This window comes from Enterobacter asburiae (assembly GCF_024599655.1).
Lineage (GTDB): Bacteria > Pseudomonadota > Gammaproteobacteria > Enterobacterales > Enterobacteriaceae > Enterobacter > Enterobacter asburiae_D.
The window spans coordinates 1,698,051-1,712,220 of the sequence record NZ_CP102247.1 but is presented as its reverse complement, the minus strand read 5'-3'; the positions used below and the strand labels follow the sequence as shown (position 1 = coordinate 1,712,220).

The window sequence follows — 14,170 nt, the reverse complement described above, 5'->3', positions numbered from 1 at the left end:
CCGGTTCGCTTACTTATAACTGGTGCTGATAATTTTACTTTCGATCAAGGAGTTCCTATGTCTGGTTGGTTCGAATTAAGTAAAAGCAGTGATGGTCAGTTCAGGTTTGTGCTGAAGGCTGGAAACGGGGAGATCGTTCTGACCAGCGAGCTTTACACCAGCAAAAGTGCCGCCGAAAACGGCATTGCTTCCGTACGCACGAACAGCCCCCTGGACGAGCGCTATGAGAAGAAAACGGCCTCTAACGGTAAGTTCCATTTCAATCTCAAGGCGGGCAATCATCAGGTCATTGGCAGCAGCCAGCTTTATGCGACGGAACAGTCGCGTGATAAGGGTATCGCTTCGGTCAAAACTAATGGGTCTACCCAGACGGTAAAAGACAACACCTGACAGCACGACGCGCGCCGGGAGAGCGGTGACGCGACCCGGCGCTTTACCTCCCTGCCCCGCAGCGCTACAATGCCCGCCCTTAAAGTGGGGGATCTCCCCTTACCGCTGCACCTGGTGCACGCGGATCTGACCTGTCATCAGAACGAGAACAAACATGCTTAAACCGGAACTCCTTTCCCCGGCGGGAACGCTGCAAAATATGCGTTACGCTTTCGCCTATGGTGCCGACGCCGTTTACGCGGGCCAGCCGCGCTACTCGCTGCGCGTGCGTAACAACGAATTCAACCACGAGAACCTGCAGCTCGGCATCAACGAAGCGCATGCCCTGGGCAAGAAATTCTACGTGGTGGTCAACATCGCGCCGCACAACGCCAAGCTGAAAACGTTTATCCGTGACCTGAAGCCCGTTGTGGATATGGGGCCGGACGCGCTGATCATGTCGGACCCGGGTTTAATCATGCTGGTTCGGGAGAACTTCCCGGAGATGGATATTCACCTCTCCGTACAGGCTAACGCCGTCAACTGGGCGACGGTGAAGTTCTGGAAACAGATGGGGCTGACCCGCGTTATTCTTTCTCGCGAGCTGTCTCTTGAAGAGATCGAAGAGATCCGCACCCAGGTGCCGGATATGGAAATCGAAATCTTCGTTCACGGCGCGCTGTGCATGGCCTACTCCGGCCGCTGCCTGCTGTCTGGCTATATCAACAAACGCGACCCGAACCAGGGCACCTGCACCAACGCCTGCCGCTGGGAATATAACGTCCAGGAAGGCAAAGAGGATGACGTCGGCAACATCGTCCACAAGCACGAGCCTATCCCGGTGACTAACGTCGAGCCTACGCTGGGCATCGGCGCGCCAACCGACAGCGTGTTTATGATTGAAGAAGCCAAACGTCCGGGCGAGTACATGACCGCCTTTGAGGACGAGCACGGCACCTACATCATGAACTCGAAAGATCTGCGCGCCATCGCCCACGTCGAGCGTCTGACCCAGATGGGCGTGCACTCCCTGAAGATCGAAGGCCGCACCAAATCCTATTACTACTGCGCGCGCACCGCGCAGGTATACCGCAAAGCCATCGACGATGCGGCGGCCGGTAAACCGTTCGATACCAGCCTGCTGGAAACCCTGGAAGGCCTGGCGCACCGCGGCTATACCGAAGGCTTCCTGCGCCGTCATACCCATGACGACTACCAGAACTACGAGCACGGCTACTCCGTTTCCGAGCGCCAGCAGTTTGTCGGCGACTTTACCGGCGAGCGCAAAGGCGCGCTGGCGGCCGTCGCGGTGAAAAACAAATTCACCAAAGGCGACAGCCTGGAGCTGATGACCCCGCAGGGCAACATGAACTTTACGCTGGAGCATCTGGAAAACGGCAAAGGCGAAGCGATTGACGTGGCGCCGGGCGACGGTCATACCGTCTGGCTGCCGGTTCCTGAAGAGGTGGAGCTGAAGTTTGCCCTGCTGATGCGTAACTTCAACGGTGAAAGCACCCGAAACCCACACGGCAAATAGTTAATCAGGAAATTTTTTCGCGCTGGGATAATTCTTAGAATCGGATCACATACCGCTTCGTTCAATACGGGTATTATCCCCCCGCTGAAAAACATAACCCATAAATGCTAGCTGTACCAGGAACCACCTCCTTAGCCTGCGTAATCTCCCTTACGCGGGCTTATTTTTTTGTACAATTCAGTCCACTGAGTCAGAATGAAATTGCACCGCCCCACCAAATGAAGGGTGTTGATTCGCGACAGCGTCTGCTGGAAGATCTTTTACGAAAATCGGGCGGGTATATGATATCCATTACAATTTTCATTGGTTCTGGCAGGATGGCGCGTTATTCGGATCATTCCTAATTCCCGTCCATAACATGCCCTTTACTCTTGATTTCTTAGCGTTATACGATTTCACACGGACGGAGAGACACATGACTTTTCCTGGTCAGATTTCAAAGGATATTCCGGATTACGAACTCGCCCGCAGTCTGGGTCTAGCCTCCGGGGGCGATATTGATTTCACCGCCCTTGCCAATCAGCTGGACTGTAGCCGTAACTTTAGCCAGGTTGGGATCATCTACTCAGACGGTGCGCGTCAGTGGTTAGTGAGACCCTCAAGACGGATTGCGACGCCAAACGAAAGCTCGGTGAGTCATGTCGTCATCACTAAAGTAAACGCCTCATCAAGTAATCCTCTCCAGGCAACGACGACGACGATTCAGTCACCTTCATTAGCGACTGAAATAGGTTCTACGGCGATTTCCTGCGGAGCCGCAATTCTCACTGTCGTACTTGCTGCAGGTGCAGGTATGGCCATTCCTCTCACCGCAGGTTCTTCCGGTGCAGTTGCCGCTGTGATTGTCGCTGGTGGTGTAGCAACAGGAATTCAGTGTGCAAACGGGCTTGGCCGCTTGTCACTTATTGCCATGAATCATAACGACTATGTTGCATGGATGGATTCTCAGGAATGGTATACCGCAACCAATACTGCTCTTGATGCGATTTCACTTGCCGGGGCTGCTGCGGGTCTAAAAAGCGCAGTATTAACCTACCGCCTACTTAATCGCTCGACGTCCGAAAGTTTACTCTCGTTACTACAAAAAATGAGCCGAGCGGACCGCACGCGGTTAACTGAGGAAATCATTCGTATCCGAAATCCCGGGATCTCTAATTCAGGGGTTAAAGCAGCGATGAAAGCCGGGGTTTACCCTAAACGTTACCCCTCGGAAGCGCTGCAGCTGCTCTTACAGCGAGAGCTGTTGAATGCTATTTCAAACTCCTCAGCATTTGTTGGCAGTGCTATCTCGGGTACAATTCGGAATCCTCAGAATATTACACAATCTGGTAAATACGTTTTTGGTTTGATTCAGTCATTTTCATTTACAGGAAGTTATTGACCCGGACATGATAAATTACATCAAAAAGAGCCTTGCATTAAGTGCTGTGATAACAGGTGAAATGACGACTGACGATTGCCAACGGCTTGAATCATTGAAAGATCGCTTAAAAGGTCAGTTCGGTGTTCCTGTGGGTGTACATATGACAGGTATTCCCTTAGCAATAAGTACCTTACTCACTATTTTTTGCTACGCTATGCTACAAGTTTCTGTCTGGATGTTGCTATTTCGCCTGCTCGGCTTACCTGAATTTAAGGTAATGATGGGAGTATTCCTTGCAGCAGTGGTGTATTGCATGATTGTAATGAGCACGATGTTTTTAACGGCCAAAGGGTCCTTAACGGGATATAAACTGCATATTTCTGTCATTACACTGACTGGCTTGATGAGCATCGTTTATTTTATCTGGACGTGGATTTCGCTTTTATTCGGCTCTGTAGAGAATTACACACCGCAAATAACCTCACTATTAGGATTGGGATTTTTCGGCCTGAATATCGTGTGGATGAATACGTCAGTCTTTTACCGTTCAATTGCGCTAACGCTACATAATCGTGTGTGGCGTAAGCAGTTGAGAATTGAGAACAGGCAAATGGCTGGGCTCAAACGTTGACAGCAAGCGTCAATTGAGGGACCGGCATATAAAAGGTAAACGCCACAAAGGGGGATAAATCCCCTTTCCGCAGCCTTATTTTTTCCCTTTCATCCTGTTCTTACCCGCTTTTTTCCTCTCTGCTATACACTCTTACTAACGCTAAAAAAGGGAGCAGCGCGGATGGCAACCTATCCAGACAGTTTATTGATTCTCAATGGCAAAAGTGCGGGCAACGATCTGCTGCGTCAGGTCATTCAGGGTTTGCGTGACGACGGCGCGCGCATCCACGTCAGGGTGACGTGGGAAAAAGGCGACGCGGCACGCTATATCAATGAAGCCCTCGGGCTTGGCGTCAACACCATCATTTCCGGCGGCGGCGACGGCACCATCAATGAGATTGCGTCAGCGCTTATCGACCTGCCCCCGGCGGACCGGCCGGTGATGGGCATTTTACCGCTCGGCACCGCCAATGATTTTGCCACCAGCGCCGGGATCCCGGAGGAGTTAGAGAAGGCGCTTCAGCTGGCGATCCTCGGCAAGGCCACCGCTGTGGATATTGCGCAGGTGAATGATAAAACCTGTTTTATCAATATGGCGACGGGCGGGTTTGGCACGCGTATCACCAGCGAAACGCCGGAAAAGCTGAAGGCGGCGCTGGGCGGCGTATCGTACCTGATCCACGGCCTGATGCGCATGGACACCCTCAAGCCTGACCGCTGCGAAATTCGCGGCGAGGATTTTCAGTGGCAGGGTGACGCGCTGGTAATTGGGATTGGCAACGGCCGCCAGGCTGGCGGCGGGCAGCAGCTCTGCCCGGAGGCGCTGATCAATGACGGTCAGCTACAGCTGCGTATTTTCACGGGCGACGGCCTGCTGCCCGCGCTGTTTACCACGCTGACGCAGCCGGAAGAGAGTCCAAATATCATTGCCGGGAAATCGGCGTGGTTTGAAGTGAATGCTCCGCACGGGATGACCTTTAACCTCGACGGAGAGCCGCTGAGCGGAACGCAGTTCCGCATTGAGGTGTTGCCCGGCGCGCTGCAGTGTCGGCTGCCGCCGGACTGTGTGCTTTTGCGCTGATTGTATTGCCGGGTGGCGGCTACGCCTTACCCGGCCTACGTTTCGCCCTCAGGTTAGGCAATCGTTACTTTGCTATCCAGATAGACGTCCTGCACCGCATTGATCAGCTTCACGCCGTCGGCCATCGATTTCTTAAACGCCTTACGGCCAAGGATCAGCCCCATGCCGCCCGCGCGTTTGTTGATAACCGCCGTACGCACCGCGTCTGACAGGTCGGTATCACCGCCCGCCGCGCCGCCGGAGTTAATCAGCCCCGCACGGCCCATGTAGCAGTTCGCCAGCTGGTAGCGCACCAGGTCGATCGGGTTATCGCTGGTCAGCTTGCTGTAAACGCGATCGTCGGTGTAACCAAAGTTCACCGCTTTATAGCCGCCGTTATTCTCGGCCATTTTCTGCTTCACAATATCTGCGCCGATGGTCGCCGCCAGGTGGTTCGCCTGCCCGGTCAGGTCGGCCGACACGTGGTAATCCACGCCGTCTTTCTTGAACGCGTTGTTGCGCAGATACGCCCACAGTACGGTGACCATGCCCAGTTCGTGCGCGCGCTCAAAGGCCGCGGAGATCTCTTCAATCTGACGACGGGACTGCTCAGAACCGAAATAAATGGTCGCCCCTACCGCCACCGCCCCCATGTTGAACGCCTGCTCGACGCTGGCGTAGAGGGTCTGGTCATATTCGGTAGGGTAGCTGAGGGTTTCATTGTGGTTCAGCTTCACAAGGAACGGAATGCGGTGAGCATAGCGACGCGAGACGGAGGCCAGCACGCCGTAGGTGGAGGCGACACAGTTACAGCCCGCCTCAATCGCCAGCTCAACAATGTTCTTCGGATCGAAGTAGAGCGGATTCGCCGCGAAAGAGGCACCCGCCGAGTGCTCAACGCCCTGGTCCACCGGCAGAATAGAGAGGTACCCGGTATGGCCGAGCCGCCCGGTGTTGTAGAGCGTCTGCATATTTCGCAGGACCGCAGGCGGACGATTGTTATCGATCATCACGCGGTCAACGTAGTCATGGCCAGGCAGATACAGCTGGTCGGCTGGAATGGTCATACAACGATGCTGTAAAAGGCTGTCGGCGTCTTTGCCAAGCAACTGCGCAATATCAGTCATGTGATACTCCCGTAAGTCCGACGTCGTGTCGGTGTGTGTTTATCCAGTCCCATCTTTCATGGGCAGACTAAGCCTGGTACCGACTTAACAGATTTTCCACCCTTTGCATTTTTTTTCAGCACAATCTGCTGGCTCGATTCGTGTACAACAAAACTGTTACATTGATCAAACAATCGCCGCAAAGGTATTTAAAAGGTATTATTGAGTGGTATGTTAAAGGCGTACCCTCTCTGACATGCAGGATTAAAAAATGAAAACGAAAGTCCAACTGTCATTCATGATGTTTGTTGAATGGTTTATCTGGGGCGCGTGGTTTGTGCCACTGTGGCTGTGGCTGAGCAAAAGCGGTTTTACCGCCGGGGAAATCGGCTGGTCTTACGCCTGTACCGCCATTGCCGCTATCCTCTCACCGATTCTGGTCGGCTCGCTGACGGACCGCTTCTTCGCCGCCCAGAAAGTGCTGGCGGTGCTGATGTTCGCCGGTGCGATTCTGATGTACTTCGCCGCACAGCAAACCCAGTTCAGCACCTTCTTCCCGCTGCTGCTGGTTTACTCCCTGACCTATATGCCGACCATCGCGCTGACCAACAGCATTGCCTTCGCCAACGTGGACGACGTCGAGGCCGATTTCCCGCGCATCCGCGTGATGGGCACCATCGGCTGGATCGCCTCGGGCCTGGCGTGCGGATTCCTGCCGCAGATGATGGGCTACAGCGACATTTCTGATACCAATATTCCGCTGCTGATGACGGCCGCCAGTTCCGCCCTGCTCGGCGTGTTTGCTCTGTTCCTGCCGAACACGCCGCCGAAGAGCACCGGCAAGCTGGATATCAAAGTGATGCTGGGGCTGGACGCGCTGATCCTGCTGCGCGACAAAAACTTCCTGGTATTCTTCTTCTGCTCGTTCCTGTTCGCCATGCCGCTGGCCTTCTACTACATCTTCGCCAACGGCTATCTCACCGAAGTGGGGATGAAAAACGCCACCGGCTGGATGACGCTCGGCCAGTTCTCCGAAATCTTCTTTATGCTGGCGTTGCCGTTCTTTACCAAACGCTTTGGTATTAAGAAGGTCTTACTGCTGGGTCTGATCACTGCCGCCATCCGCTACGGGTTCTTCGTTTACGGCGGAGCGGAACAGTACTTCACCTACGCCCTGCTGTTCCTCGGCATTCTGCTGCACGGCGTGAGCTACGACTTCTACTACGTCACCGCGTACATCTACGTGGATAAAAAAGCGCCGGTGCACATGCGCACCGCCGCGCAGGGCCTGATTACGCTGTGCTGCCAAGGCTTTGGGAGCCTGCTGGGCTACCGCCTGGGCGGCGTGATGATGGAAAAAATGTTCGCATACAAAGAGCCGGTGAATGGGCTGACCTTCAACTGGGCCGGAATGTGGGCGTTTGGTGCAATCATGATTGCCGTGATTGCCGTGCTGTTTATGCTGTTTTTCCGCGAATCGGATAAAGAGATCACCGCAATTGAGGTGGTTGATGGCGATGCCGCGCTGACACAAGGGGAAGTTAAATGAAACAAGAACGTGTTCTCGGTGCTCTTTACGGGCAGGCGTTAGGGGATGCGATGGGCATGCCGTCGGAGCTGTGGCCGAGAAAGCGCGTCAAAGCGCACTTCGGCTGGATCGACCGCTTTTTACCCGGCCCGGCAGAGAATAATGCGGCCTGCTATTTCAAACAGGCAGAGTTCACCGACGATACCTCAATGGCGCTGTGCCTGGCGGATGCGATTATTGAGTGTGAGGGAGACATCAACGCGGACGTTATCGGCAAGCATATTCTGCACTGGGCGCTCGATTTCGATGCGTTTAATAAGAACGTGCTCGGCCCGACCTCAAAAATCGCGCTTAACGCGATTCGCGACGGGAAGCCGGTCAGCGAACTGGAAAACAACGGCGTGACCAACGGGGCGGCGATGCGCGCCTCCCCGCTGGGCTGCCTGCTTCCGGCCACGCGTCTGGAACACTTTGTTGAGCAGGTGGCGCTGGCCTCCAGCCCGACCCATAAATCCGATCTCGCCATTGCCGGCGCGGTGGTGGTTGCCTGGGCGATTTCGCGCGCCGTCGACGGCGAAAGCTGGCAGAACATCGTTGATGCGCTGCCGGGTATCGCCCGCTATGCGCAGGAGGCGAAAACCACCACCTTCAGCGCGTCGCTCGCAGCACGTATTGAGCTGGCGCTTAAGACCGTGCGGGAAGCCAACGGGGTTGAATCCGCCAGCGAGCAGGTGTACCAGCTCGTGGGGGCCGGAACCAGCACCATTGAGTCCGTTCCGGCGGCCATTGCGATGGTCGAACTGGCGGGAACCGACCCAAACCGCTGCGCCATTTTATGCGCCAATCTGGGCGGCGATACCGACACCATTGGCGCAATGGCGACGGCCATCTGCGGCGCGCTCCACGGCGTGCAGGCGATTGACCCGACGCTCAAAGCCGAACTCGACGCCGTCAACCGGCTCGATTTCGGCCACTATTGCGAGAAACTGCTGCACTACCGGGAGCAAAGGGAGGGCGTATGAATTCATTTGCCCAACGTCTCGACACCCTGCACGCCGCGCGCCCGGTAACGGTGCTGGGCGCAGCGGTGATTGACGTCATCGCCGACGCCTACGCCCTGCCCTGGCGCGGGTGCGATATCGAGCTTAAACAGCAGGGCGTGAATATTGGCGGCTGCGCGCTGAACATTGCCATCGCTCTGAAACGGCTCGGCATTACGGCGCAAAACGCCCTGCCCGTCGGCCACGGCGTGTGGGCGGATATCATCCGCAACGCCATGGCGAAGCAGGATCTGCACAGCGCCATCGAGGCCGAAACCGGCGACAACGGCTGGTGCCTGGCGCTGGTGGAGCCAGACGGCGAGCGCACCTTTATGTCCTTTAGCGGCGTGGAGAACCAGTGGCAGCAGCGCTGGCTTGATGTGCTTAACATCCCGTCGAACAGCCTGGTCTATTTATCCGGCTATCAGCTGGCCTCGCCGTGCGGCGAGCTGCTGACGCGCTGGCTGGAGGAGTTGCAGGACGTGACGGCCTTTATCGATTTCGGTCCCCGCATCGCGGATATTCCCGACGCGCTGATGGCGCGGATTATGGCCTGCAGGCCGATCGTGTCGCTTAATCGTCAGGAAGCGGAGATCGCAGCCGAACGGCTGGGTGTAGCGGCTGAAAATCTGGGTGCGGAGTGGCAGCATCGCTTCGGCGCCGCGCTGATTGTGCGGCATGATAAAGACGGTGCCGCATGGTATGACGGTGACGTCTCGGGCGTTGTTCCGGCATTTCCGGCGACGGTGGTGGACACCATTGGCGCTGGCGACAGCCACGCGGGCGGCACGCTTGCCGGGCTGGCGGCGGGATGGTCGCTGGCAGACGCCGTTCTGCTGGGGAATGCCGTGGCGTCCTGGGTGGTCAGCCACCGCGGCGGGGACTGCGCACCCACTCGCGACGAATTATTCCTCGCACACAAAGACGTATAGATCGCTGCGACAGTAGCTGATGCTGTACTCAATCGGCCGGTGCTGTTGGTCAAGCGCGACCTGCTTGATCACCAGCACCGGTATTTTTTCGTCCATCTTAATGTGCGCCTGAAACTCGCTGTCCGGCATGCGGGCGCTTACCCGTGAACGGGTACGCTGCGGAAAAATATTCTGACTGCGGAAGTAATCGTACAGCGAAATGCCAATCGCATCCGCATCGGGAATGAGCCCAACCGGCACCCAGGACTCTTCAATCGACACCGCATCGTCATCCACATAGCGAATGCGCTTGAGCAAAAAGACTTCGCTGTCCGGCGGGATCGACAGGTGGTTTGCGACCTCTTCCGGGCACTTCACCACCCGCTTGTTGACCCATAGCGTATTCGGCTTTTGACCACGCAGCACCACCTGCTGGGAAAAGCCGCGCGCCTCTTTCAGCGAATATTCGAAGATGTTGTTGATTTGCGTGCCATAGCCACGGGAACGCGTGACCACGCCCTCTTCCTCCAGCGCCTGCATCGCTTTTCGCACGGTGATGCGCGACACCCCGGTTAACTGGCTCAGATCGCGCTCGCCGGGCAAAATATTCCCGTGCTCCAGCACCCCGCTGCGCACCGCATTTTTTACCGTTTCGGCAAATTTCAGGTACAGCGGCGTGTTGTCAGGCGCGGCGATCCGTTCATTCAGTTGAGCGATTAACCGGGTATGCGCTTGTTCCATCTCTGTTTTCTCAGGCGTGGTGTTTCCTGCCAGTATACTGGGTTACCACCACGCATGAAAATGATGAACCGGCCCAATACCGTGACCCACTTCCAGAGTATCGGCTTTTGCCAGCGCCGCAGAGAGCCAGATTTTCGCTTCGCGCACCGTATCGGCCCAGCCGTCATGCCGGGGACGCAGCGCCGCCAGCGCGGCAGAGAGCGTACAGCCCGTACCGTGGGTGTTTTTGGTCTGCACGCGCGGCGCGGTAAAGCGTACTTCGCCGTCGCGGGTAAAGAGCCAGTCCGGACTTTCGGCATCATCCAGGTGCCCGCCTTTCATCAGCACCGCGCCGCAGCCCATTGCCAGCAGCGCGTTCCCCTGCGCTTTCATCTCGCGTTCAGTTTGCGCGTGCGATGTGCACAGCAGCGCGGCGGCTTCCGGCAGATTGGGCGTAATGAGCGCCACCTGCGGCAACAGCTTATTGCGCAGCGTCTCGACGGCGGAGCCGGAGAGCAGCGGATCGCCGCTTTTTGCCAGCATGACGGTATCCAGCACCACGTTTTGCACCGCATAACGCTTAAGCCGCTCGGCCACCGCTTCCACAATGTCGGTCTCGGCCAGCATGCCGATCTTGGTGGTATCGATGCGGACGTCGCTGAATACCGAATCCAGCTGCGCGGCAACAAAATCCGGCTCAATACGGTAGACCGACTGCACGCCGCGCGTGTTTTGCGCCACCAGCGCGGTAATGACCGAGCAGCCGTACGCGCCAAGGGCCGAGAAGGTTTTCAGGTCAGCCTGGATCCCCGCACCGCCGCTGGGATCGGTGCCGGCAATGGTCAGGGCGTTAATCCGCTTCATGCCTGCTCCTCCAGCGTATAGAGCGCATCCAGGAACGCGCTGGCAAAACTGCCTGGCCCACGCGACTGCGCAACGGCCACCGTTCCGGCCCGCTTCATCCATCCGCAGGCGGCAGCGACGTTATCCATCCGGTCGCCCGGCAGCGAGCAGCTCGCCGCCACAACGGCAGAGAGCGCGCACCCGGAGCCCACCACGCGCGTCATCAGCAGATCGCCGCCCGTAACCGTGCGGGTGCGTTGTCCGTCGGTGATGTAATCCACTTCTCCCGTGACCACGACAATTGCATTCGTCTGACGCGCCAAAGCCTGCGCGGCAGGCACCGCGCTGGCTGCGGTATCGGTCGTATCAACGCCGCGCCCGCCCGCGCTCATTCCGGCAAGGGCAAGAATTTCAGAGGCATTGCCGCGAATGGCGGCCGGTTTCAGGGCAAGAATTTGATGGCAAAAGCGAGTGCGGAACGTCAGGGCGCCCACGGCAACCGGGTCCAGCGTCCAGGGCTTGCCTGCCGCCACCGCGCTTTCTATTGCCCGACGCATCGACTGGGCGCGCGGTGAGGTCAGCGTGCCAACGTTAATCAGCAGCGCATCGGCGATCGCGGCAAACTGTTCAGCCTCTTCGGCCTCAATCACCATCGCAGGTGATGCGCCAAGCGCGAGCAGAACGTTGGCCGTAAAGGTCTGTACGACATCGTTGGTCATACAGTGGGTCAGCGGAGAACGGTTTCGGAAGTGGTGTAAAACGTGTAAATCGAGCAGGTCAGGCTGCATGGGTTCGCTCCTGCCTTGCGTGAAGAAGCGATGACCGGGAAGGCATCTGACTTCCCTACGCTGGCATTATCCAGATCAGGTAATACGGGTATTTCTCAGCCTTCAACGAAGAAGGGCACCCCGAGTCAAAATACTTTTAAAACAGAGAGTTATAAAAACTCATTAACGTTGTTTAGTGTAACCGCGGCCATAGGCCAGGCGCAAGGAGTTTCGATTTATCGCCGGGCTTGTCATAGCGAAAATCTCCAGACGTACTTTCCAGTCATTTACCTATATTTATTACGCTTTAGTTAATTCTGGTTCAATAATTGTTAACGCCTTATTGAAAACCTTTATTATGCACTTTCACTGAGGCTATTATTTTTATTTTTTATTACGTTCCCCTTCATCTTTTATAAGATATAGAAACTTCTTTCGCATGAAAGAAAAAGGAAATATTAATTTATTTAAACCCATTGAACATTCGTATTTCCATCAATGGCTTAACGTTTCCTCTGGCTTACCACACAATCCATAAGTCAATGTATACATTAAATAAATCACCACGGTGTCGTATCCTGATCATGTATTTATTCATATCATTTATGATTTAGATCAAAATAATCAGTTTGGGTTTAATTGATAGTTTATTCACGCAACTAAAAAAGATCTCAGCAATGAATAACCTGTATTGATATATGGGAATACAGATATCTTCATGCTCAATAAAGCCAAAACCGTTCTGCTTAAATTTGTTTTTCAATACGTTAATAATGTGAGTCCTTCGAATGAAAGCTTTTAAGAAATCTGTTATTTCTGTTTTTGTATTAGGGGTGGTAGCAGGTAGCGCCATGAATATTACCGATGCTGCTGCAGCCTGGGACGATGCATCAATCACAAATATTGTGAATGACCATCAAGACCAAATTACGCAAAACAATGCTGATAGTATTGCTCGCGATCTCTCAACTGACAATCGCTTAACTCAGGTTGATAGCGACCTTCAATCGACTAAATTAGGTGTTTTGATCGTTGATCAAGCCACAAATGAGGCTAAGCAAAAAGCACTACTTGCTGGTGCGCTCGCAGATACTGCGAATCAAAAAAGTGAGGCTGCTTTACAGGGCGTCATGACGAACGGCACTGAAATTATCAATATGGAAAACGTTAACAAAGTGCAGGATAACCGTCTTGATAGCCTGGAAAGTGCCCCTAAACCCACTAACGGCGTAGATGGAAAAGATGGCGTGACGATTACCGTAACGCGCGTGCAGGTAGACGCAGCGACGCAAACGAAAGTGGCCAACAATAGCCAGGCTGTTACCGCCACCGCTCAGGAACTTCAGGCAACAAAGCAGACGTTACAGGCAATGAATAACAACACCCGCCAGCAGTTCAAATCATTGCACGACGAAGTGGATAATAATAAGAAACAGGCCAACGCCGGTATCTCGGGCGCCATGGCGATGGCAGGTTTACCGCAGGTACAAACGAATCAGCACGTTATGTTCTCTGCTGGCGGTGCAACGTACAATAGTGAAAGCGCCCTTGCCGTCGGGGCATCCGTTAACGTCAATTCACATACGATCGCGAAAGTCAGTTTCTCTGATGACACTGCGAATAACATGGGTGCCTCCATCGGCGTAGGGGTCGGCTTTTAATAGAAAAGCAGCATGGCAAAATATATTTTTATCTCTTTAATATTATACATAGCACTTATCCTGATTGGCGTATGGCTAGGTTGTATGTATCACTCTTATTATATTTGCGGATATTGAAAATTCTCCTGCTGTATATTTTTAATTTAAGGTCTTCGCGTAATGAAAAAAACACTTTTAGCGGTAATCATGGCGGGTGCTACTGCTCTGCTTTCTGCATGTACGTCGCCTGCTCAGCGCATGGCAGAATGTGAACGCCAGGGGATTAGCAAAGATACCTGCTACCTCGCTGAGCAAAACCGCCAGAATGCCTACAATGAAGCCGCACAAAATGCAGCATGGGCGAACGCGCGTGATGCCGCTGCGGGTACGGGTATCTGGGCTAAGAAAGATGCGAAACAACATGCCCAGGCTGCTAAAGCAGCACACACCTTTAAATGGGAAGGGATGAAAATCACGATTAGAGGCGAGATATTAGATGTTGACGGCGTATTAGGTGCGCTGGATGAAAACGAGCCTCAGGCAAAGGTTTATTCACAAGGGCTATATACCTTCATTTACTATCCTGCTAAAGGCAAATTAGCGGTGAGTAAAGAAGGTCAGTTCCAGGGCTACGCCAGAAAGATTAAATAATAATAAAGGCGACAGGTGTCGCC

General features: G+C 54.6%; 14 protein-coding genes and 1 riboswitch. Of the genes, 10 read left to right on the top strand and 4 right to left on the bottom strand.

From position 1 onward, the window contains the following. Nucleotides 1–57 precede the first annotated feature (57 nt). From NQ230_RS08110 to yegS, 5 genes are all read left to right on the top strand, one after another. Complete coding sequence (locus NQ230_RS08110) at nucleotides 58–390, top strand: YegP family protein (RefSeq protein WP_090419592.1); 333 nt, start codon at nucleotides 58–60, stop codon at nucleotides 388–390. A gap of 154 nt (nucleotides 391–544) precedes the next feature. Continuing rightward, nucleotides 545–1,906: a prephenate-dependent tRNA uridine(34) hydroxylase TrhP gene (gene trhP, locus NQ230_RS08105; protein WP_193939456.1), complete on the top strand. Its 1,362-nt coding sequence runs from the start codon at nucleotides 545–547 to the stop codon at nucleotides 1,904–1,906. Nucleotides 1,907–2,321: 415 nt separating this feature from the next. Next, nucleotides 2,322–3,287, top strand: a complete 966-nt coding sequence (ssp4, locus tag NQ230_RS08100; protein WP_201283069.1) for an Ssp4 family T6SS effector — start codon at nucleotides 2,322–2,324, stop codon at nucleotides 3,285–3,287. A gap of 7 nt (nucleotides 3,288–3,294) precedes the next feature. Continuing rightward, a complete protein-coding gene (locus NQ230_RS08095) occupies nucleotides 3,295–3,900 on the top strand; it encodes a hypothetical protein (RefSeq protein ID WP_257260710.1) in 606 nt (201 codons plus the stop codon). Between the two features lie 162 nt (nucleotides 3,901–4,062). Further along, nucleotides 4,063–4,962 carry a lipid kinase YegS gene (gene yegS / locus NQ230_RS08090; protein WP_159514543.1) on the top strand — a complete coding sequence of 300 codons (900 nt, stop codon included), beginning with the start codon at nucleotides 4,063–4,065 and terminating at the stop codon, nucleotides 4,960–4,962. A 53-nt stretch (nucleotides 4,963–5,015) separates the two neighbouring features. On the opposite strand, the gene fbaB is transcribed toward yegS, so the two are convergent. Next, complete coding sequence (fbaB, locus tag NQ230_RS08085; protein WP_257260709.1) at nucleotides 5,016–6,068, bottom strand: class I fructose-bisphosphate aldolase; 1,053 nt, start codon at nucleotides 6,066–6,068, stop codon at nucleotides 5,016–5,018. 250 nt (nucleotides 6,069–6,318) lie between these two features. Here fbaB and NQ230_RS08080 point away from each other — a divergent pair, with 250 nt between their 5' ends. The 3 genes from NQ230_RS08080 to NQ230_RS08070 are packed head-to-tail and all read left to right on the top strand — an operon-like array spanning nucleotide 6,319 to nucleotide 9,547. Beyond that, complete coding sequence (locus NQ230_RS08080; RefSeq protein WP_159514544.1) at nucleotides 6,319–7,596, top strand: nucleoside permease; 1,278 nt, start codon at nucleotides 6,319–6,321, stop codon at nucleotides 7,594–7,596. Then, nucleotides 7,593–8,597, top strand: a complete 1,005-nt coding sequence (locus NQ230_RS08075) for an ADP-ribosylglycohydrolase family protein (RefSeq protein WP_257260708.1) — start codon at nucleotides 7,593–7,595, stop codon at nucleotides 8,595–8,597. Before NQ230_RS08080 ends, NQ230_RS08075 begins: the two co-directional genes overlap by 4 nt. Then, entirely contained in the window at nucleotides 8,594–9,547 is a 954-nt protein-coding gene (locus NQ230_RS08070; protein WP_257260707.1) for a PfkB family carbohydrate kinase, read from the top strand. The genes NQ230_RS08075 and NQ230_RS08070 overlap by 4 nt, the downstream gene beginning before the upstream one ends. Here the strand turns inward: NQ230_RS08070 and NQ230_RS08065 are convergent. Genes NQ230_RS08065 through thiM form a run of 3 tightly spaced genes read right to left on the bottom strand, consistent with a single transcriptional unit; the run spans nucleotide 9,521 to nucleotide 11,877 of the window. Further along, on the bottom strand, nucleotides 9,521–10,267 hold the full coding sequence (locus NQ230_RS08065) for a GntR family transcriptional regulator (RefSeq protein WP_193939452.1): 747 nt from the start codon (nucleotides 10,265–10,267) through the stop codon (nucleotides 9,521–9,523). The two genes, NQ230_RS08070 and NQ230_RS08065, sit on opposite strands and share 27 nt — an antisense overlap. 42 nt (nucleotides 10,268–10,309) lie before the next feature. Beyond that, a complete protein-coding gene (gene thiD, locus NQ230_RS08060; RefSeq protein ID WP_257260705.1) occupies nucleotides 10,310–11,110 on the bottom strand; it encodes a bifunctional hydroxymethylpyrimidine kinase/phosphomethylpyrimidine kinase in 801 nt (266 codons plus the stop codon). Continuing rightward, nucleotides 11,107–11,877 (bottom strand): hydroxyethylthiazole kinase, encoded by a 771-nt coding sequence (gene thiM / locus NQ230_RS08055; protein WP_257260703.1) that lies wholly within the window; start codon nucleotides 11,875–11,877, stop codon nucleotides 11,107–11,109. The genes thiD and thiM overlap by 4 nt, the downstream gene beginning before the upstream one ends. Before the next feature lie 35 nt (nucleotides 11,878–11,912). Continuing rightward, a riboswitch (TPP riboswitch) is annotated at nucleotides 11,913–12,010 on the bottom strand. A 697-nt stretch (nucleotides 12,011–12,707) separates the two neighbouring features. On the opposite strand from thiM, the gene NQ230_RS08050 reads away from it, so the two are divergent. Together NQ230_RS08050 and NQ230_RS08045 are read left to right on the top strand one after the other, a co-directional pair. Beyond that, nucleotides 12,708–13,517: a YadA C-terminal domain-containing protein gene (locus NQ230_RS08050; RefSeq protein ID WP_257260702.1), complete on the top strand. Its 810-nt coding sequence runs from the start codon at nucleotides 12,708–12,710 to the stop codon at nucleotides 13,515–13,517. A gap of 159 nt (nucleotides 13,518–13,676) precedes the next feature. Then, complete coding sequence (locus NQ230_RS08045) at nucleotides 13,677–14,147, top strand: hypothetical protein (RefSeq protein ID WP_121425347.1); 471 nt, start codon at nucleotides 13,677–13,679, stop codon at nucleotides 14,145–14,147. The last annotated feature ends 23 nt before the right edge of the window (nucleotides 14,148–14,170 follow it).

Coding starts and splice junctions, on each gene's coding strand:
- yegS (WP_159514543.1), top strand. CDS start 4,063: ATGGCAACCTATCCAGACAGTTTATTGATTCTCAATGGCAAAAGTGCG.
- NQ230_RS08075 (WP_257260708.1), top strand. CDS start 7,593: ATGAAACAAGAACGTGTTCTCGGTGCTCTTTACGGGCAGGCGTTAGGG.
- NQ230_RS08095 (WP_257260710.1), top strand. CDS start 3,295: ATGATAAATTACATCAAAAAGAGCCTTGCATTAAGTGCTGTGATAACA.
- thiD (WP_257260705.1), bottom strand. CDS start 11,110: ATGAAGCGGATTAACGCCCTGACCATTGCCGGCACCGATCCCAGCGGC.
- NQ230_RS08110 (WP_090419592.1), top strand. CDS start 58: ATGTCTGGTTGGTTCGAATTAAGTAAAAGCAGTGATGGTCAGTTCAGG.
- trhP (WP_193939456.1), top strand. CDS start 545: ATGCTTAAACCGGAACTCCTTTCCCCGGCGGGAACGCTGCAAAATATG.
- NQ230_RS08065 (WP_193939452.1), bottom strand. CDS start 10,267: ATGGAACAAGCGCATACCCGGTTAATCGCTCAACTGAATGAACGGATC.
- fbaB (WP_257260709.1), bottom strand. CDS start 6,068: ATGACTGATATTGCGCAGTTGCTTGGCAAAGACGCCGACAGCCTTTTA.
- NQ230_RS08045 (WP_121425347.1), top strand. CDS start 13,677: ATGAAAAAAACACTTTTAGCGGTAATCATGGCGGGTGCTACTGCTCTG.
- ssp4 (WP_201283069.1), top strand. CDS start 2,322: ATGACTTTTCCTGGTCAGATTTCAAAGGATATTCCGGATTACGAACTC.
- NQ230_RS08080 (WP_159514544.1), top strand. CDS start 6,319: ATGAAAACGAAAGTCCAACTGTCATTCATGATGTTTGTTGAATGGTTT.
- NQ230_RS08050 (WP_257260702.1), top strand. CDS start 12,708: ATGAATATTACCGATGCTGCTGCAGCCTGGGACGATGCATCAATCACA.
- NQ230_RS08070 (WP_257260707.1), top strand. CDS start 8,594: ATGAATTCATTTGCCCAACGTCTCGACACCCTGCACGCCGCGCGCCCG.
- thiM (WP_257260703.1), bottom strand. CDS start 11,877: ATGCAGCCTGACCTGCTCGATTTACACGTTTTACACCACTTCCGAAAC.